Source organism: Flavobacterium dankookense (assembly GCF_004362665.1).
GTDB classification, from domain to species: Bacteria; Bacteroidota; Bacteroidia; order Flavobacteriales; family Flavobacteriaceae; genus Flavobacterium; species Flavobacterium dankookense.
The window spans coordinates 217,659-238,123 of sequence record NZ_SNXR01000011.1 but is presented as its reverse complement, the minus strand read 5'-3'; the positions used below and the strand labels follow the sequence as shown (position 1 = coordinate 238,123).

The following is a 20,465-nucleotide window of genomic DNA, read 5'->3' as shown; positions in this document are numbered from 1 at the left end:
TTTTCATTGGAATTTGGAATTTAATTTTTTGGAATTTACATTTTATGGATTTACAAGACCAACTAAAAAAAATATTTCCCGACCATGAAGTTTCCAACGAACCAGAAACCGTTGATGAAACTCCACACAAATTATTTGTTCAAAAAGAACCAATACTTTGCAAATACGAAAAACGAAAAGGAAAACCAACTACCATAATCTCAGGCTATGAAGGTGAAGACGAAGATTTTAAACTTTTAGCCAAAGAAATCAAAAGCAAACTCGCCGTTGGCGGAAGTTTCAAAGATGGAGAAATAATCCTTCAAGGAGATTATCGTGATAAAATCATGAAAATTCTACAAGACAAAGGATTTAAAACAAAACGCGTTGGCGGCTGATTCAATTAAAAATTAAGAATTAACAATTAAAAATTAAAATGATACAATCATCCGAATTAATATTAAATCCAGATGGAAGTGTTTACCACTTAAATCTAAAACCCGAACATATTGCTAACGATATTATCTTCGTAGGCGACCAAAACCGAGTGGAAAAAATCACGCAATTCTTTGAAAAAATTGAATTTTCAACTCAAAAACGTGAATTCAAAACCCAAACTGGTTTCTTCAAAGGAAAACGAATGACCGTAATGTCAACCGGAATTGGACCTGACAATATAGACATCGTGATGAACGAACTCGATGCCTTGGTGAATATCGACTTAGAAACTCGCAAACCAAAAGAGAACTTAACATCGCTAAACATCATCCGAATTGGAACATCAGGTTCATTACAAGCCAATATTCCTGTCGATAGTTTCGTGTTGAGCAAATACGCCGTTGGATTAGACAACATGCTTCGCTCCTATTTAATTGACGAAATTTCAGAAAAAAACCTCGAAGAAGCTTTCATTTCCCAAACCAATTGGGATTTACGCAAAGGACAACCATATGTAATATCGTGCTCAGAAACTTTGGAACAAAAAATCGAAAGTCCACGTTTTCACAAAGGTTTCACTGGAACAGCTGGCGGATTTTATGGACCGCAAGGTCGCGTTTTACGTCTTGAAATTCAGGACAGCGAACTCAACAGCAAAATGGACGCATTCGAATTTGAAGGAACAAAAATGACAAATCTCGAAATGGAAACTGCAGCCATTTATGGACTAGGAAAACTGCTTGGACACAATTGCTTGTCATTGAATGCTATCATTGCCAATCGTGCCAATGGAACATTTAGCGCCGATCCATACAAAGCTGTAGATGAACTAATTGCTTATACTTTACAAAAACTTTCTGAATAATTTTTTTTGGAGCTATTTCCCGCTTTCGCCTTTATCTCGCTCCGTAAACTACGCGAGGATATCGGCTCTATCGGGGCTAAAAACCTTAAATTATGAACTTAATTCTCGAAACAGAACGATTGCTACTTCGTCCATTAGAACTTTCTGATGCCGACGAAATGTTTGCTATGGATAATCAAGTAGAAGTACACAAATATCTTTGGCAAAATCCAACACAAACCGTTGAAGAAACCATCAAAATAATTGAAATGGTTCAAAAACAATATCAAGAAAACGGAATTGGTCGATTTGCAACCATTTTGAAAGACACGAGCAATAGCGAACTGGCAAAGCAAACCAACGAATTCATTGGCTGGACAGGAATAAAGTTTGTAAACGACCATGTTGAGAATGGAAACACCAATTTTTATGATTATGGTTATCGCTTAAACCCAAAATTTTGGGGAAAAGGTTACGCCACCGAAGCTTCAATCGCTTGGCTTGACTATGGTTTCAATCAAATGAATATCCAAGAAATGAACGCTTATACGCATGCTGAAAACGCTGCATCCAATCGTGTTTTAGAAAAAGTGGGAATGACTTTTATGGAAAATTATCCAGATGAAAGTGGCGTAACTTGGAAATGGTGGCAAATGAAAAATAGATAATTAGATTTTTAGAAAATTAGATGATTAGACTTAAATCTATTATCTCTTTTCAATTATCTAATAATCCAACAATCTAACAATCTAAGAAGTCTAAATGAAAACAATAAAAATAGCTGGCGTTCCAGAACATTTCAATCTACCGTGGCAACTTTGCGTCGAAAATGGCGAATTTGAGAACGAAGGCATCGATTTACAATGGACAGACATTCCCGAAGGAACAGGAAAAATGTGTCAAATGCTTCGCGATGGAGAAACCGATATTGCTGTCATTCTTTCGGAAGGAATTGTAAAAGACATCGTTGGTGGAAATCCAAGTTCTATTGTTCAAGTTTATGTAGAAAGTCCATTGATTTGGGGAATTCACGTTGCGGCAAATTCAAAATTTAAAACACTTCCCGATTTAGAAAATACCAAAGCGGCAATTTCTCGATTAGGTTCAGGTTCACATTTGATGGCTTTTGTGAATGCACAAGATAACAATTGGAACACCGAAAAACTTGAATTTGAAATTGTAAACACGATTGACGGTGCAGTTGAAGCTTTAACTTCAGGAAAAGCCGATTATTTTATGTGGGAACGATTTATGACTAAACCATTGGTTGACAAAGGTGTTTTCCGTCGAATAGCGGATTGTCCGACGCCTTGGCCATGTTTTGTTATTGCGGTTAGAAATGAAGTTTTAGAAAAACATCCGCAAACCATTAGCCGAATTTTGGAAATTATCAACGCTACAACATCTGAGTTTAAAGAAATTCCTAGTATTGATAGAACTTTAGCCTCAAAATTTGACCAAAAAATTGAAGATATCAACGAATGGTTATCGCTCACAAAATGGTCACAAAAACCATTGCAAGAAAAAGTGTTAAACAAAATTCAAAATCAACTCTTTGACCTTAAAATTATAGATAAAAAAGGTACTTTTGCTGAAATAGTAAAAGCTGTTTAGCTTTTTGCTTTAGCACTATGATAAAATTTGGAAATCTTTCTTATCAACAACTTAAAGAAAAAATTAGGATAGACAGTCCGTGGGATAGTATTATCATTTTTATTCTGAGTTTGCTTTTCACTATTCCAATTTTTATTATTTGTCATCAAAATCTAATTGATATTAAATGGTCACTTCAATTGGATAGAATATTTCTTTTTCTATTGATTATATTTCTAATTCATTTCATTTTAAAAAAATTACGAAAACTTACATTAATTAGTGTAGTTCTCTATTTTTTATTTTTAATTTTTGGAACTGTTTTTGGAGGATATGGTTTTAATAGTGTTTTTGAAGATTATCGTTCGATGGTTTATGCAATGTCTGACAATCCATATCCACAAGATATTATAGTATCAAAATTATTACCTTTTCCTAACAAATATAAAATCCTAAATGCCATAGAATATGACAATCCAAAAGTCAGAAGTTTTTCGATAATGGCTACCAATAAGCATTTCAAAGAAGTAAAAGGATTTAAAAATGAATACTTTACAATCATTCAATGTTTTGCTGTATTTAAAGAAATTAATAGTAGATGGCATTATGTTAGTGACCCAAAAGGTAGTGATTATATTGCTACCGCAACAGAATCGCTAGAATATCTATCGGGAGATTGTGATGATCATTCTATTTTGATGGCTGCTTGTATTCGCTCAATTGGCGGAACTCCAAGGTTAATTCACACTAAAGGACATATTTATCCAGAAATATATATTGGCAACAAAACGGATTTAGAAGCCATAAATTACTTAATAAAAAAAGTTCTTTTTCCGAGAGAAACAATGAATAATTCACTTCATTATCATATTGATGAGCGCGGTGATATTTGGTTGAACTTAGATTACACCGCAAAATTTCCTGGCGGACCATTTATGAGCGAAGAAATCCTTGGAGCTTTAACGCTGGAATAATTGATAATTGATAATTGATAATTGATAATTGATAATTGATAATTGATAATTGATAATTGATAATTTTTAATTCGTAATTTTTAATTTTTAACTATATTCGCTTACTGATAAAAAACTATTGGAATGAAAAAGATACTTATTGCTTTACTACTATTAACTAGCTATGCTAATGCACAAGAAGAAAGCGCCATTTCTAGCAAAAAAAACGAATTTAGAATTGATGTGTTATCGGCAGTTTTATCATCAAAAATCAGTTTAAGTTATGAACGTTTTCTTGAAAATGACTTTTCAGTTGGTATCAATATTAACTATTCCGACAGTAAAAAACTAACAGAAGATTTTGAAGATGGTTACACTAATAACTTAGCAAAATACGAATTCAATCCTTATGTGAGATATGCTTTGTCAAAAAGTAAAACAAGATATTATTTTGCCGAAGTATTCGGTTCCTACAATGGAGGTGATTTCAAAGAAATTATCCGCGAAGAAAATGGTGGAACAGCTATTTACACAACCAAAATATCAAATTATACTGATTTTGGAGCTGGTGCATGTTTAGGTTACAAAATGTATTTTAATGATAGTTTCGCTCTAGAATTACTAGTTGGTTTTGGTTATAATTTTGCCAATACAGACAAAAGTCCAGATAAAATATCAAGAGTTGGAATTAATTTAGGATACCGATTTTAATTAAATTGTTATGAAGAAAATAAAATATATACTAGTAGTTTTAATAGCGTTTTTATTCTCAAATTGTGATATAAACGACGACGGATTTTATAATAATACAACTATTGACGTTACAACAAACTTGGTAACTTATAACCCAATTGTCAACTACAATGTTGGTGATTATCTTTATGTCAATGCAGATTTTTCAAGATTTCAAGCCGAAGTTGGACAAACTGGTTTACTTGATTTATATGCTACAACTGGAAATGCTGAAAATTATGCTTTTTCGTATGTAATTGAGAAAAGAGTTAATGAAACTGAATGGGAAACTGTTTTTGTAAATGATTCCCAGCTTCAAATTATTAAAGGAAGTGCGCAAAATGGTTCTTATGTTTATGGTAAATGTGAATACAATTCTGTAGACGAAACCTATGAATATAATGTTGGATTTCCTCTTCTTTCAACTGGAAACTATCGCTTGAGTTTTGGATACAATAGCGAATCTATCAATTCTGTTGAGCTACGTTCAATAAATAATCCAAAAGAAATTACATTAAACATCAATAGTCCGTTGGCGAACTTAGACAATAATGGCTATTTCTTTTTTAACGTAAATTAGAAATTACCAATCAATTTGTTTTTTTCCAATAGATGATAAATAATCATTTGTTTGACTAAAATGCTTATTACCAAACCATTTCCCTTGATTAGCGCTCATCGGTGATGGATGTCCTGATTTTAAGATTTTATGTTTAGACACATCTATTAATTTCTCTTTTTGAATTGCAAAATTTCCCCAAAGTAAAAAAACTACATTCTCATTTTCTTCTGAAATTTTCTTGATTACAGCATCCGTGAATACATTCCATTTCAAATGTTTGTGACTATTTGGAATATCTTTTCTAACGGTTAAACCTGCATTTAAAAGTAAAATTCCTTGTTTTGCCCATCGCTCTAAATTACCTGAAGTTGGCAAAAAAATAGTACCTAAATCTGAATTTATTTCTTTAAAAATATTTATCAATGAAGGTGGAATTTTTATTGAATCATTCACTGAGAAACACAATCCATTAGCTTCACCTTCACCATGATATGGATCTTGACCAATTATTACCACTTTGAGATTTTCAAAATCAAATTGATTAAAAGCGCTAAAAATTAATTCCTTGGAAGGAAAACAAATATGATTTTTATATTCCTCATCAACAGCTGTAATCAACTCCTTGAAATAGTCCTTTTCAAACTCATCCGAAAGTAAATTTTGCCAAGAAGAATTAATTTTTATAAACATCTCTTAAAATTTTACCAAAAATACTGTTTTCTATTTCAATATGGATTTTATCCTTTGTAACTTTGAAGCAAAGACAAAGATTTCATGATTTCGATAACCGATAAAACATTAAAAGACTTAGAATTTACAACTGTTTTACAAACCATTTCTGAACGATGCAACACAGAAATTGGAAAGGAAAAAGCATTGGAAATTATTCCATTCAAAGACAAGGAAACATTATTAGATGTATTACTTCAAACGTCGGAATATTTATCATCGTTTTCGAATAATAATGCTATTCCAAATCATGGATTTGATAACATAACTAATGATATTAAATTTTTAAGTATTGAAGACAGTTTCTTAGAAGTTGGAAGTTTTAGAAAAATTGCAACACTATCAGAAACCGTAAATGTTTTATTGCTTTTCTTTAAAAAATTCAATGACTATTATCCCAAACTGAATGAAAAAGCAACACAAGTTGACTATACAAAATATATAATCCAAAAAATTGATGAAGTAGTCGATAAATATGGAGAAATAAAAGACAATGCTTCACCTGATTTAATCAATATTCGCAGAGACATGAGTGTTGTTCGAGGCAAAGTAAATCAAAGTTTTGGTCAGGCAATGTCACAATACAATTCACTTGGATATTTAGACGATATCAAGGAAAGTTTTGTTGAAAATCGTAGAGTTTTAGCCGTTTTGGCAATGTATCGTAGAAAAGTAAAAGGTTCCATTTTAGGTAGTTCAAAAACAGGAAGTATTGCTTATATTGAACCTGAGACTACTTTGAAATATTCCAGAGAATTAAGTAACCTAGAATATGAAGAGCGAGAAGAAATTACACGAATTCTAAAAAAATTATCAAACGAAATTCGTCCACATGTTGCGCTTTTAAAACAGTATCAAGAATTTCTTAGTGACATTGATGTTATCGCTGCTAAAGCAAAATATGCAAGAAAAATAAATGGTATTTTACCAACTATTATTGAAGAAAAAAGACTTTTTTTCAGAGATGCCTTCCATCCTATTCTATTTTTAAACAATTTAGAAAAGAAAGAAAAAACATTTCCTCAAACCATTGAATTAAATAACGAAAGTAGAATTATAGTCATTTCTGGTCCAAATGCTGGTGGAAAAACCATCTCACTAAAAACTGTTGGATTATTGCAGTTAATGCTTCAATGTGGTATATTAATTCCGGTACACGAACGCAGCGAAACGTTTTTATTCGATAGAATTCTTACCGACATCGGAGACAATCAATCCATTGAAAATCATTTAAGTACATACAGTTACCGATTGAAAAACATGAATTATTTCTTAAAAAAATGTAATTCAAAAACGCTTTTCTTAATTGATGAATTTGGAACAGGTTCTGATCCAGAACTTGGTGGTGCTTTGGCAGAAACTTTCTTGGAAGAATTTTATCATAGAGAAGCATTTGGAATCATAACGACACACTATTCCAATCTAAAAATTTTAGCTAATGAATTGCCTTTTGCGTCCAATGCTAATATGCTTTTTGACGAAAAATCTTTGGAACCAATGTACAAACTGATTTTGGGACAAGCCGGAAGTTCTTTCACCTTTGAAGTAGCTCAAAAAAACGGAATTCCATATGGATTGATAAATCGAGCAAAAAAGAAAATCGAAGGTGGAAAAGTTCGCTTTGACAAAACAATTGCTACGCTACAAAAAGAACGTTCGAAATTGGAAAAAACGTCACTAAATTTAAAAGAAGAAGAAAGTAAAGCGCGAGAAGAAAGCAAAAAAATGGAGACGATTAATGCTAAAATTCAGGATAAATTGGAGCGTTATCAAGAACTTTACGATTCCAATCAAAGACTTATTTATATTGGTCAAAAGCTAGATGATATTGCCGAGAAGTATTTTAACAACAAAGACAAAAAAGTATTGATTGGTGAGTTTTTAAAAATTGTTGAAATCGAAAATTCCAAAAGAAAGAAAGCAACAGTTAAAGAAAAAAAGGAAAAAGAAATAATACAAAAAATTACACAACAAGAGGTTAAAGTTAAGGTTGAAGAAATAAGAGAAAAGAAAATAGAAATAAAACAGAAGAAAAAAGAAATCGAACTAATTAAACCAAAAGTGATTCTAAAAATTGGTGATAGAGTTCGAATGATAGATGGAAAATCCGTTGGAACTATTGATAAAATTGAGAAAAATAAAGCTGTAGTTAATTATGGAATTTTCACTTCAAAAGTAAGCATGGAGGAATTAGAATTTGTACAACCCGTAGTGAAATAAATTCAGCATAACAAAAATGGAACTAACCGAATTACCTGTAGATAAAAAAATAATTCTTTTTGACGGCGTCTGCAATCTTTGCGACAACTCTGTTCAATTCATCATTAAACATGATAAGAATGACCTATTCCGATTTGTTGCTTTGCAATCAGCATTAGGACAAAAAATAATTAAACATCTAGGAATTCAAGATAGAAACGTTGATAGTATTATTCTCTACGAACCAAACAAAGCCTACTATTACAAAGCTGAAGCAATAAAAAAAATCGTGAGTGAACTCGGCACTTGGAATCAGATAGTCTCGTTTTTAATTCCAAAAGGAACAATTGGAAATTACTTTTATGACTTTGTTGCCAAAAACAGGTATAAATGGTATGGCAAAAAAGAAAGTTGTATGATGCCAACAGCAGCAATTTTAAATAAGTTTTTATAAAATAATTCGTTTGAATTTATACTTTTACAAATCAAAATATAAAAATTATGCAATTAAAAAATTTACTTTCATTAACCATTTTTATCACAACTTCAATAGTTTTTGGTCAAGAAAAAAATCTTCAAAATATAAAAAAATTAACATTTGGTGGAGATAATGCTGAGGCTTACTTTAGTCCAGATAGTAAATCGTTAACATTGCAAGTCACAAATAATGATAAAGGAATTCCTTGTGACCAAATTTATACATTAGATGTAACAAAACCAGACGTTGACTTCAACAGTTTAAAACTTATTTCTACTGGAAAAGGAAGAACAACGTGTTCTTATTTTATGCCTGACGGAAAACATATTTTATATGCTTCAACACACGAAGCGAGCCATGTTTGTCCAATTCCACCAAAATCGCCTGATGGAAAATATCTTTGGGCAATTTATCCCGAATTTGATATTTATATCGCTGGTTTAGATGGAAAAATAACAAAGCAATTAACAAATTCTCCCGGTTATGATGCCGAAGCAGTTGTTTCTCCTGATGGAAAAAAGATTGCTTTTACAAGTATCAGAAGTGGCGATTTAGAACTTTGGACAATGGATATTGATGGTTCAAATTTAAAACAAGTTACTACAGGATTAGGATATGATGGCGGTTGTTTTTTTTCGCATGATAGCAAAAAATTAGTTTTTCGTGCATCTAGACCAACGACTGAAAAAGACATTAAAGAATACAAAGATCTATTAGCCCAAAATCTTGTGGCTCCAACCAATATGGAAATATATACTTGTAATATTGATGGCACAGATTTAAAACAAGTTACTAATTTAGGTAAAGCAAATTGGGCACCATTTTTTCATCCATCAGATAAAAAGATAATTTTCGCCTCGAATCATCATGCTACAAGAGGTTATGATTTCCAATTGTATATGATTAATACAGATGGAACTGGATTAAAACAAATCACTTACGAAAGCGAATTTAATGCGTTTCCTATGTTCTCACCAGATGGAAAAAAATTAGTTTTTTCAAGTAATCGTCAACAAGACAAACCAAGAGAAACCAATGTTTTTATAGCGGATTGGATTGAAACAGATGAAGTAGAAAATGCCAATGCTTCAAAACTAAAAAAACATATCACCTATCTAGCATCAGATGAATTAAAAGGAAGATTAACAGGTTCAAAAGAAGAAAAATTAGCTGGAAATTATATTGAAAAAGAATTTAAAAAATTAGAATTAAAACCTTATGATAAAACGTTCAAACAAACTTTCAATTATAACGTTAGATTAAATCCTCATGATACTATTTCGAAAGGAAAACCAAACACAGGAACAAATATTATTGGCTATCTTGATAATGGTGCCAAAAGAACAATTGTAATTGGAGCGCATTATGACCATCTTGGATTAAATGAACATCATCACTCTACTAAAATGAATTCAGAAGGAGAAATACATAATGGTGCAGATGATAATGCTTCTGGTGTTGCCGGAGTTTTAGAATTAGCGAGAATGTTTTCACAAAACAAGAGAAAGGAAAATGCCAACTATATTTTTGCCCTTTTTTCTGGTGAAGAAGATGGATTAATTGGCTCTAAACAAATGGCTGCTACTTTAAAAGAATTATATCCAAATGTTGAAGCGATGATAAACATGGACATGATTGGACGACTTGACGATAAAAAAGCACTAGTTATTGGTGGAACTGGCACTTCTCCATCATTTCCAGAAATTATAGAAAAAAATAAGCCCGCAGGATTTACGATAACACAAGAAACTGGTGGAATTGGTCCATCGGATCATACATCATTCTATTTGAAAGATATTCCAGTTTTATTTTTCTTCACTGGAACGCATACCGATTACCATAAACCAAGCGATGACGAGGACAAAATCAATTATTATGGTGTAGAAAATATAGTAAATTATGTTTTTAGAACAGTAAATTCAATTGCTGATTTGAAAACTATTGAGTTTACTAAAACCAAAATAAACGCAGAAAAAATTGTTCCTAAATACAAAGTCACACTAGGAATAATGCCAGATTATACAGATCATGGTGATGGATTGCATGTTGATGGAGTAACTGAAAATCGACCTGCACAGTTGGCAGGTATTCAAGCAGGAGATGTAATTACAAAAATTGGAGATTGCAATATTAAAGAGGTTTATACTTATATGGAATGTTTAGCAAAACTAAATTCTGGTGATGAAAAAGAAGTAACTTTTTTAAGAAAAGGTCAAGTAATGATTGTAAAAGTAAAATTTTAAAAAACAAAAAACTCCGCAAATTGCGGAGTTTTTTTTTTAATAAACCTATTTTATTTTGCTTTCAAAGCTTTATATTTATCAGTCATTTCAAGAGCATTATAAACACTTAACAAAGTCTTTTTTGCTGCATCATTTGTTGGCTCTAAATCATAAGCTTTTTCTAAATAAGGTAAAATTGATTTAAAGTTTTTCTCTCTTTCAGATTTTAGGAAAGTGTATCTTTTGTTATCTTTTTCTGAAGTACCTAATTTATTCATTTCCTCAACAAACTTTTCATCAGCTCTTAATTTTAATTCTGAATAATTTAAATAGGCATTAAAATAATTTGGGTTAATTTCAATAGCTTTTTTATAATGTTTTTCAGCTTCGTCTAATTTATTAGCATTTCCTGCAACAACTCCAAGATTGAAAACTAAATCCGCATTATTTGGATTTTTAGCCAATGCCTCGTTTACTAATTTTGTATATGTATCGAAATCATTCATTTTTAAATATAAATCCATTTCAGTCATCAACAGCGATTCATCATCAGGATTTACTTTTCTGGCTTCTTGAACAGCAGAAATAGCTTCTTGTGTTTTGCCTTTTTGAACTAAAATCAATGCAATGTTTTTATAAATTTCTCCTCGTTTTGAAGGTGTTTTTTCATCACGTGGTTTTTCATGTGTTTTTGCACTATTAACTGAAATGTCTCGGAGTGATTTGTTATCTCCAAAAGACTCTTCAGTTTTACTAGTTTTGTTTGTAGCAAAATAAATTATTGACTCTCCTGAATAGTTAATCTTTTTTAACTCATTGTAATATTCAATTGCTTTTTCATAGTCTTCAGCATTTACAGAATATCCTGCTGCATAGAAAAGCATATCAACATCTTTTTTATCTAATTGATATATTGAATGCAATAGGCTAGCCGATTCTTTATACTTCTTGGCATCACCAAGAGCAATAGCTGCATTTAATAATTCAGGTTTGAAAAGTGCAATTTTAGCTAAAATGTCATCAGTGTAAACTTTTTTACCAACTTTCTTCTCATAGTCCAAAGTAGCGTTAAGGCCTTTTTCAACTTCAGAAACAACACTTGGAGTAGCAATTTGAGCTTTTTGTTGTGGTGTTGCAGTTAAACCTAACGACATAATCTCAACAATTGGCGACATTGCTTTATAAAATCCATAATAAACAACATCACTTTCTGCCGTTGCTAATGGTTGCAATGCATTTAATGTTGCTTTATATTCTGATACATCATTAACTGTTGGAGCAGTTTTTTCATAAATCTTTTTCAGCTTTTTTAACTCATCTTTCTGAGCAAAAGATGAAACAGAAACTAGTATTGCCGAAGCTAATACAATGTGTTTTATTTTCATAATATTAATTTTTAATTATTCATCATCCTCGTCTTCCGACTCTTCGTCTTCGATTTCTTCTTCTTCAATATCGTCGTCATCGTCGTCGTCAGTTGTTCCTTCATCTTCAAGAATTTCAAGAACTGGTTTAACTCTTTCGATAACTTCTCCTTCGATAACATTTCCGTCTTCATCTAGAACTACTTCTGCAACGTCATCTTTCATTACTTTAGTAACAGCTGCAATTGAGTCGCTTCCTTTAATGTTTATCAACTTCACTCCTTGTGTTGCTCTTCCCATTACTCGTAAATCTTCAACTGCCATTCTGATAGTCAGTCCTGATTTATTAATAATCATTAAATCGTCCGCATCTGTAACTGAATTGATAGAGATTAACTTACCTGTTTTCTCGGTAATATTTAGGGTTTTCACTCCTTTTCCACCACGATTTGTAATTCTATATTCGTCGATGCTTGAACGTTTTCCATAACCATTTTCTGCAACAACTAATATTTCACTTTCCATATCGTTTACAGAAACCATACCAATTACTTCGTCTGTTTCATCTTTTAAAGTAATTCCACGAACTCCAGAAGCTGTTCTTCCCATCGGACGAGTTTTACTTTCTTCAAATCGAACCATTTTTCCTGATTTGACAGCAATCATGATGTGGCTGTTTCCATCTGTAAGTTCTGCAGCTAATAATTCATCTCCTTCTTTAATAGTGATTGCTGCAACACCATTTACTCTAGGTTTTGAATATTTGTCAAGAGATGTTTTCTTCACCTGACCTTTTTTAGTCACCATAATAAGATTATGACTATTAGTATAATCCTTATCTTTTAAATCTTGTGTACAAATAAATGCTTTTACTTTATCATCATTTTCAATGTTGATTAGGTTTTGTAAAGCTCTTCCTTTGGCGGTTTTACTTCCTTCTGGAATTTCATAAACACGCATCCAGAAACATTTTCCTTTTTGAGTAAAGAACATCATATATTGATGATTTGTTGCCACATACATGTGCTCTAAGAAATCTTGATCTCTTGTTCCAGCACTTTTTTGTCCAACACCACCACGATTTTGTGTTTTATATTCCGAAAGATTGGTACGTTTAATGTAACCTGCATGAGAAATAGTAATAACTACATTTTCATCAGCAATTAGATCTTCAATACTAACATCTCCACCAGAATATTCAATAACTGAACGACGAGCATCTCCATATTTATCTCTGATTTCTGCTAATTCTTCTTTAATTAAAGCCATTCTTAATTCTTTACTTGCTAATAAATCTTTCAAGTGTTGAATTAATTTCATGATTTCTTCATATTCTGCTCTTAACTTATCTTGCTCAAGACCAGTTAATTGACGTAAACGCATTTCAACAATAGCGCGTGCTTGAATTTCAGAAAGTGTAAAACGCTCAATTAATTTAGTTCTTGCTTCGTCTCCATCTTTAGATGAACGAATTAATGCGATTACTTCATCAATATTATCTGAAGCGATAATTAAACCTTCTAAAATATGAGCTCTTTCTTCAGCTTTACGTAATTCAAATTGTGTACGTCTAACAACTACATCATGTCTGTGTTCAACAAAATAATGAATCAAGTCTTTCACATTCAGCATTTGTGGTCTTCCGTTTACCAATGCAATATTGTTTACACTAAAAGAAGATTGAAGCTGTGTAAATTTATATAATGTATTCAAAACAACGTTTGGAACAGCGTCACGTTTTAATTCATAAACGATTCGCATTCCGTTTCTGTCTGATTCGTCACGAATATTGGAAATACCTTCAATTCTCTTTTCATTAATTAAATCTGCGGTTTTCTTAATCATGTCTGCTTTATTCACTTGATAAGGAATCTCAGAGACAACAATTGCTTCTTTTCCGTTGGATTCTTCAAAACTTACTTTAGCACGAATAACGATTCTTCCACGACCAGTTTTGAATGCTTCGCGAACACCATCCATACCATATATAATTCCACCTGTTGGAAAATCTGGTGCTTTTATATGAGTAATTAATTCATCAATTTCTATATCATTATTATCAATGTACGCCATTGTTCCATCGATAACTTCAGTCAAATTATGTGGTGCCATGTTTGTAGCCATACCAACTGCAATTCCAGAAGCACCATTAATCAAAAGATTTGGAACTCTTGTCGGCATTACTTTTGGTTCATACAAAGTATCGTCAAAGTTTAATTGAAAATCAACTGTTTCTTTGTCAATATCTGCCATAATGTCTTCTGACATTTTTTTCATTCTGGCTTCGGTATAACGCATTGCAGCTGGACTATCGCCGTCAACAGAACCAAAGTTACCTTGTCCGTCAATTAATAAATAACGTAAACTCCATTCTTGTGCCATACGAACCATAGCGTCATAAACAGATGTATCTCCGTGTGGATGATATTTACCCAAAACTTCTCCAACAATTCTTGCGGATTTCTTGTGAGCTCTATTTGAAAAAACTCCTAAATCATACATTCCATATAATACTCTTCTGTGCACTGGTTTCAAACCATCACGAACGTCAGGTAATGCTCTTGAGACAATAACAGACATCGAATAATCGATGTATGCTGATTTCATTTCATCTTCGATGTTAATAGGAATTAACTTTTCTCCGTCAGACATATTTTATAAATTATTAATAAAAAATTAGATTAAATTCAAAACGTGCTAATATAGAATATTTATAGTTTTTGAAGTCTTTTTTAGCTCACAAATTTCAACGATTTATTAACAAAATAGGGACTTTTTTTGGTTAATAAAATACTTGTCTAACTACTTTTATTATTGGCTTTTTTTTTGTCTATTAGCTGACAGTACATTTTAAAGGAATGATTTTTGAATAAGTCATTTCAATTAGTTAAATTTACTTAACAAAAATTATATTGCTATGGATGATAATTTTTCACCAAGAGTCAAGGATGTAATCACTTACAGTAAAGAAGAAGCGCTACGATTAGGGCATGACTTTATTGGAACTGAACATCTGATGCTCGGAATTTTAAGAGATGGAAACGGAAAAGCGATTACGATATTGAATAATCTTTCAGTAGATTTAGAGCATTTAAGAAAAAAAGTAGAGATTTTAAGTCCTGCTAGTCCTAATGTTGAAGTTAGTAATGAGAAAAAAAATCTTCATTTAACTCGTCAAGCCGAACGTGCATTAAAAACTACTTTTCTTGAGGCAAAAGTTTTTCAAAGTTCTTCTATCAGCACAGCTCATTTACTATTATGTATATTGAGAAATGAAAACGACCCAACAACCAAACTACTCCATCGTCTAAAAATTGACTATAGTTTAGTTAAAGAACAATATATAAATATGACACCAAACGAAGAAGAAGATTTTATGGATAATTTGCCAAAAAACGAGTCATATAACGATGATTCCAGTCAAGATGACAGCTTAAAAGAAGGAAACTTCAACAATCCTGCCAACAAAACCAACAAGAAATCAAAAACACCTGTTTTAGATAACTTTGGTCGTGATTTAACTGAAATGGCAGAAGAAGGAAAACTCGATCCTGTAGTTGGTCGTGAAAAAGAAATTGAGCGTGTTTCTCAAATTCTTAGCCGTAGAAAAAAGAATAATCCATTATTAATTGGAGAACCAGGAGTAGGAAAATCAGCTATTGCTGAAGGTTTAGCTTTGCGAATTATCCAAAAGAAAGTGTCGAGAATTCTTTTCAACAAACGTGTTGTTACGCTTGATTTAGCTTCATTAGTAGCTGGAACAAAATATCGTGGACAATTCGAAGAAAGAATGAAAGCTGTGATGAATGAACTAGAAAAGAATGATGATATTATTCTTTTTATAGATGAAATTCATACAATAGTTGGTGCTGGCGGAGCAACAGGTTCACTAGATGCTTCTAATATGTTCAAACCTGCATTAGCAAGAGGCGAAATACAATGTATTGGTGCAACAACACTAGATGAATACAGACAATATATTGAAAAAGATGGTGCATTAGAAAGACGTTTTCAAAAAGTAATCGTAGAACCAACTTCGGTTGAAGAAACAATTACAATTTTGAATAATATCAAAAATAAATATGAAGATCACCACAACGTTATTTACACTCAAGAAGCTATCGAAGCCTGTGTGAAATTAACAAACAGATACATGTCGGAACGTTTCCTTCCAGATAAAGCTATTGATGCTTTGGATGAAGCTGGTTCAAGAGTTCATATTACTAACATTGATGTTCCAAAGCAAATTTTGGATTTAGAACGTCAATTAGAAGAAATTCGTGAATTAAAAAATTCAGTTGTAAAAAAACAGAAGTATGAAGAAGCAGCAAAACTTCGCGATGACGAAAAGCGTTTGGAAAAAGATTTAGCTATTGCTCAAGAACAATGGGAAGAAGATTCTAAAAACAATAGAATTCGTGTCACCGAAGATAATGTTGCTGATGTTGTTTCAATGATGACTGGAATCCCAGTCAACCGAATTGCACAAACAGAAAGCAATAAACTGGCTCATTTACCTGAATTAATAAAAGGAAAGGTAATTGGTCAAGACGAAGCGGTTACTAAAATTGCTCGTTCTATCCAAAGAAATCGTGCAGGATTAAAAGATCCAAATCGTCCAATTGGTTCATTTATATTTTTAGGTCAAACTGGAGTTGGAAAAACACAATTGGCAAAAGTTATTGCTCGTGAACTATTTGATTCTGAAGATGCTTTAATCCGTATAGACATGAGCGAATACATGGAGAAATTTGCTATTTCAAGATTAATTGGCGCACCTCCAGGATATGTTGGTTATGAAGAAGGCGGACAATTGACTGAAAAAGTTAGAAGAAAACCATATTGCGTTGTGCTTCTTGACGAAATTGAAAAAGCACATCCTGATGTTTTTAATATGATGTTGCAAGTTTTAGACGATGGTTATTTGACCGATAGTTTAGGAAGAAAAATTGATTTTAAAAATACGATTATCATCATGACATCTAATGTTGGCGCACGTCAATTGAAAGATTTTGGTCAAGGTGTAGGCTTTGGTACTGCTGCAAAAGTGGCTCAAGCGGATGACAATTCAAAAAGTATTATTGAAAATGCTCTTAAGAAAACCTTTGCTCCTGAATTCTTAAATAGAATTGATGATGTGATTGTTTTCAACGCATTAGAGAAACATGATATTGATTTAATCATCGAAATCGAATTGAAAAAATTATATGCTCGTGTTGCTGAACTTGGATACAAATTAAATCTTTCTGATAGTGCGAAAGCATTTATTGCAGAAAAAGGTTTTGATAAACAATTTGGAGCTCGACCATTAAAAAGAGCTATTCAAAAATATGTTGAAGATGCTTTAGCTGAAGAAATTATTACCTCTAAAATTGCATCTGGTGATGAAATCTTTATGGATTTAGACGAAACTTCACAAGAGTTGACCGTTACCATTCAAAAGGCAGAGAACCCAACAAATTAAAAATTAAATATTTTAATTTAAAACCATTAAGAAATTAAGATAATTAAGTTTAGAGTACTTAATAAAACTTAATTTTTTAATGGTTTAATTTTTAAAAAAATGCCACAAAACAAAATCATTTTAGGTTCCGAAGAATGGTGTTCATTTCCTGAACTAGGAATTCCTGCCATTAAAGCAAGAGTAGACTCAGGTGCAAAAACTTCTGCGCTTCATGCAATAAATATTGCGCCTTTCATTAAAGACAGTGAAAATTGGGTAAAATTTGACATCAATCCAATTCAAAATAATCTTAAAACGGTTATTCATTGTGAAGCAAAACTAATTGACAAACGTATCGTTAAAAGCTCAAGTGGTTTTAGAGAACAACGTTATGTTATCCAAACTAATTTGGCTATTGGCAATGACATTTGGGAAATAGAAATGACATTGACCAATCGAGATTCGATGGGTTTCAGAATGCTTTTAGGTAGAGAAGCCATGAGCGGTAGAATTTTAGTTGATCCAGAACAAAAATACCTTTTAGGACAAACAACAACTGAAAATCTTAAAAGTCTATACGTAAACGCCATTATAAACAAATCTGGACTACGAATTGGTTTGTTAGCTAGTAATCCCGAATTGTATAGCAACAAGCGAATTATGGAAGCTGGAGAAATGCGTGGTCACGAAATGCATTTTTTGAACATCAAAGAATGTTATATGAAACTCGATGCCGACAAACCTGAAATTCATTATCGAGGTGGAAAAATATTAGACAATTTTGATGCTATTATTCCAAGAATACGTCCAAGTATTACTTTTTATGGATGTGCTTTAACACGACAGTTTGAAGCGATGAAAGTCTATTGTTTGAATTCCGCTGCTGCCATTACACAATCAAGAGATAAATTATTTTCATTGCAATTGCTTCTGAGAAATGGTGTTGATATTCCAACAACTGGTTTTGCCAATTCACCTCTAGATACTGATGACTTGATAAAAATGGTTGGTGGTTCGCCATTAATTGTAAAACTTTTAGAAGGAACTCAAGGAAAAGGTGTTGTTTTAGCAGAAACTAAAAAAGCAGCCGAATCGGTAATTAATGCATTTAAAAGCTTAAATGCCAATATTTTAGTTCAAGAATTCATCAAAGAAGCAGATGGAAAAGATTTGCGTCTTTTTGTAGTTGACGGTAAAGTAGTTGCCGCTATCCAACGTGAAGCTGCGCCAGGAGAATTTAGAGCCAACATTCACATGGGCGGAACAGCTTCGATTATAAAACCAACAGCAGATGAAAAAAGAATTGCAATAAAAGCTGCAAAAGCAATGGATTTGAAAGTCGCTGGAGTTGATATTATTCGTTCTTCAAAAGGTCCGCTTTTGTTAGAAGTAAATTCATCTCCTGGATTAGAAGGAATTGAAGGTGCAACCAATAAAGACATTGCTGGCGAAATGATTAAAGCAATTGAAAAGAATTTTAAAGTAAAACAAGAAATCTAAATAACTATGAACTTACTTTCTCAAATTATCGTCGGATTTATTGCTGTTTTACACCTTTATATCCTATGGCTTGAAATGTTCGCTTGGACAACTCGAGCAAAAAAGGTTTTCAAAACTATACCCGAAGATCAATTTGAAAAAACAAAAGTTATGGCTGCCAATCAAGGTTTGTACAACGGATTTCTTGCCGCAGGATTAATTTGGTCGTTACTGATTATTGATGTTACTTGGAGTAAAAACGTAGCGCTATTCTTTTTAGTCTGTGTTTTAATCGCTGGAATATATGGTGCAATGACGGCTTCCAAACGAATATTTTTTGTACAAGCTATTCCTGCTATTTTGGGGATTTTGAGTTTTTTAGTTTAGCTTTTTGTATTCCTGAATATGTCCTAAATTTTTTAAAGTCAACATTCTTTTGAATTCTGCTTTTGATAATTCAATTACATTTCTAGTTGAATCAATTTTTTGCACTTTAATTTTTGACAAAGAATCTATTCTTGCTAAATCATCTTCCGAAACAAGCGTCATTAGTTTTAAATTCTTTTTATCCAATGATAAAACTTTAATCTTCCAGTAAATTGAATCTTTGGTGTTTAAAACAAATGCTCCTTTAATTTTATTTGCTTTATTAAAATTTGAAATTGAAAATATAGTATCATAATAAGTATCTGTAATTTCAATTGAATCTTTTACTTTTCTGAAGTCGAAAAACTTTTTACTATCCAATAAATACATTCTATTGCCAATAATTTTGACACTATCTTTTACCGAATCAAATTCAGATAAACTTACATTATTTCTTTTTATCCATTTATTGCATATCACTTTATCTGTAATAATTAGATAGGTAGAATCTTGATTAATATAACTTCCGATAAGTTTATTTGGAAAATGTTTCAATTCTATATCGTTTATTGACTGAGGTTCTTTAAACAAAAAATCAATTCCAAAATACGGAACAGCATCAGTTTGTCTACAGCTCATATAAGATAAGAAAACAATAATCAAAAGAAAATATTTAGTTGGTTTCATAAAATTAGTTTAAGAAGATCTTAACTAAATTCATGCCAAAAATTTTACACCAACAAATCAATCATAAAACTATAAAAACGTATAAAAAAATAAAAAAACACACGTGTAATTATTTTTAACTATCTTTGTTTCAAATAATTTAAAATCATGAGTACAAAATTGACCTTAACAATCGACGAAGATATTATAGAAAAAGCTAAAAAATATGCCAAAGGCAAAAAAAACAGCTTGTCAAATATCATTGAAAATTATTTAAAAACATTAGTTACCGAAGATAAAAAAGAAACAACTGAGTTAAGTCCGATAGTGAAATCATTAAAAAGTTCGTTCAAAGCCGAAAATGATTTTGATTATAAAAAGGAATTAACCAAACGTCTTTCAGACAAATATCTATAAC

Annotated in this window: 18 protein-coding genes; 14 read left to right on the top strand and 4 right to left on the bottom strand. The window is 31.8% G+C overall.

The window, feature by feature from the left end:
- Window positions 1-44 precede the first annotated feature (44 nt).
- The 7 genes from BC748_RS02215 (at window position 45) to BC748_RS02180 (ending at window position 5,119) form a co-directional block, all read left to right on the top strand.
- The gene (locus BC748_RS02215) at window positions 45-377 is read left to right on the top strand and encodes a translation initiation factor (protein ID WP_133531828.1); all 333 of its coding nucleotides are present in this window, start codon (window positions 45-47) and stop codon (window positions 375-377) included.
- A 38-nt stretch (window positions 378-415) separates the two neighbouring features.
- On the top strand, window positions 416-1,282 hold the full coding sequence (locus tag BC748_RS02210) for a nucleoside phosphorylase (protein WP_133531827.1): 867 nt from the start codon (window positions 416-418) through the stop codon (window positions 1,280-1,282).
- Between the two features lie 92 nt (window positions 1,283-1,374).
- Window positions 1,375-1,929 (top strand): GNAT family N-acetyltransferase, encoded by a 555-nt coding sequence (locus tag BC748_RS02205; protein WP_133531826.1) that lies wholly within the window; start codon window positions 1,375-1,377, stop codon window positions 1,927-1,929.
- Window positions 1,930-2,023: 94 nt separating this feature from the next.
- Window positions 2,024-2,875 carry a substrate-binding domain-containing protein gene (locus BC748_RS02200; protein WP_133531825.1) on the top strand — a complete coding sequence of 284 codons (852 nt, stop codon included), beginning with the start codon at window positions 2,024-2,026 and terminating at the stop codon, window positions 2,873-2,875.
- Window positions 2,876-2,892: 17 nt separating this feature from the next.
- A complete protein-coding gene (locus tag BC748_RS02195; protein WP_133531824.1) occupies window positions 2,893-3,828 on the top strand; it encodes a transglutaminase-like domain-containing protein in 936 nt (311 codons plus the stop codon).
- A 123-nt stretch (window positions 3,829-3,951) separates the two neighbouring features.
- Window positions 3,952-4,518, top strand: a complete 567-nt coding sequence (locus BC748_RS02185) for a DUF3575 domain-containing protein (RefSeq protein ID WP_133531823.1) — start codon at window positions 3,952-3,954, stop codon at window positions 4,516-4,518.
- Between the two features lie 10 nt (window positions 4,519-4,528).
- A complete protein-coding gene (locus BC748_RS02180) occupies window positions 4,529-5,119 on the top strand; it encodes a hypothetical protein (RefSeq protein ID WP_133531822.1) in 591 nt (196 codons plus the stop codon).
- Between the two features lie 3 nt (window positions 5,120-5,122).
- On the opposite strand, the gene BC748_RS02175 is transcribed toward BC748_RS02180, so the two are convergent.
- Window positions 5,123-5,791, bottom strand: coding sequence for a uracil-DNA glycosylase (locus BC748_RS02175; RefSeq protein ID WP_133531821.1), 669 nt, complete (start codon window positions 5,789-5,791; stop codon window positions 5,123-5,125).
- An 84-nt stretch (window positions 5,792-5,875) separates the two neighbouring features.
- Here BC748_RS02175 and BC748_RS02170 point away from each other — a divergent pair, with 84 nt between their 5' ends.
- Genes BC748_RS02170 through BC748_RS02160 form a run of 3 tightly spaced genes read left to right on the top strand, consistent with a single transcriptional unit; the run spans window position 5,876 to window position 10,750 of the window.
- Entirely contained in the window at window positions 5,876-8,050 is a 2,175-nt protein-coding gene (locus BC748_RS02170) for an endonuclease MutS2 (RefSeq protein ID WP_133531820.1), read from the top strand.
- 16 nt (window positions 8,051-8,066) lie between these two features.
- Window positions 8,067-8,483 carry a thiol-disulfide oxidoreductase DCC family protein gene (locus BC748_RS02165; RefSeq protein ID WP_133531819.1) on the top strand — a complete coding sequence of 139 codons (417 nt, stop codon included), beginning with the start codon at window positions 8,067-8,069 and terminating at the stop codon, window positions 8,481-8,483.
- A gap of 47 nt (window positions 8,484-8,530) precedes the next feature.
- The gene (locus tag BC748_RS02160; RefSeq protein WP_133531818.1) at window positions 8,531-10,750 is read left to right on the top strand and encodes a M20/M25/M40 family metallo-hydrolase; all 2,220 of its coding nucleotides are present in this window, start codon (window positions 8,531-8,533) and stop codon (window positions 10,748-10,750) included.
- A 50-nt stretch (window positions 10,751-10,800) separates the two neighbouring features.
- Here the strand turns inward: BC748_RS02160 and BC748_RS02155 are convergent, their stop codons facing one another.
- Window positions 10,801-12,114 carry a tetratricopeptide repeat protein gene (locus BC748_RS02155; protein ID WP_133531817.1) on the bottom strand — a complete coding sequence of 438 codons (1,314 nt, stop codon included), beginning with the start codon at window positions 12,112-12,114 and terminating at the stop codon, window positions 10,801-10,803.
- 15 nt (window positions 12,115-12,129) lie between these two features.
- Window positions 12,130-14,745 carry a DNA gyrase subunit A gene (gene gyrA / locus BC748_RS02150; protein WP_133531816.1) on the bottom strand — a complete coding sequence of 872 codons (2,616 nt, stop codon included), beginning with the start codon at window positions 14,743-14,745 and terminating at the stop codon, window positions 12,130-12,132.
- A 265-nt stretch (window positions 14,746-15,010) separates the two neighbouring features.
- On the opposite strand from gyrA, the gene BC748_RS02145 reads away from it, so the two are divergent.
- From BC748_RS02145 to BC748_RS02135, 3 genes are all read left to right on the top strand, one after another.
- Window positions 15,011-17,557, top strand: a complete 2,547-nt coding sequence (locus BC748_RS02145) for an ATP-dependent Clp protease ATP-binding subunit (RefSeq protein WP_133531815.1) — start codon at window positions 15,011-15,013, stop codon at window positions 17,555-17,557.
- Window positions 17,558-17,656: 99 nt separating this feature from the next.
- Window positions 17,657-19,036, top strand: a complete 1,380-nt coding sequence (gene rimK / locus BC748_RS02140; protein ID WP_133531814.1) for a 30S ribosomal protein S6--L-glutamate ligase — start codon at window positions 17,657-17,659, stop codon at window positions 19,034-19,036.
- A gap of 6 nt (window positions 19,037-19,042) precedes the next feature.
- Window positions 19,043-19,402: a DUF1304 domain-containing protein gene (locus tag BC748_RS02135; protein ID WP_133531813.1), complete on the top strand. Its 360-nt coding sequence runs from the start codon at window positions 19,043-19,045 to the stop codon at window positions 19,400-19,402.
- Here BC748_RS02135 and BC748_RS02130 read toward each other — a convergent pair.
- A complete protein-coding gene (locus tag BC748_RS02130; protein ID WP_133531812.1) occupies window positions 19,394-20,068 on the bottom strand; it encodes a hypothetical protein in 675 nt (224 codons plus the stop codon). The two genes, BC748_RS02135 and BC748_RS02130, sit on opposite strands and share 9 nt — an antisense overlap.
- A gap of 147 nt (window positions 20,069-20,215) precedes the next feature.
- On the opposite strand from BC748_RS02130, the gene BC748_RS02125 reads away from it, so the two are divergent.
- Window positions 20,216-20,464: a DUF6364 family protein gene (locus tag BC748_RS02125; protein WP_133531811.1), complete on the top strand. Its 249-nt coding sequence runs from the start codon at window positions 20,216-20,218 to the stop codon at window positions 20,462-20,464.
- Window position 20,465 lies beyond the last annotated feature (1 nt).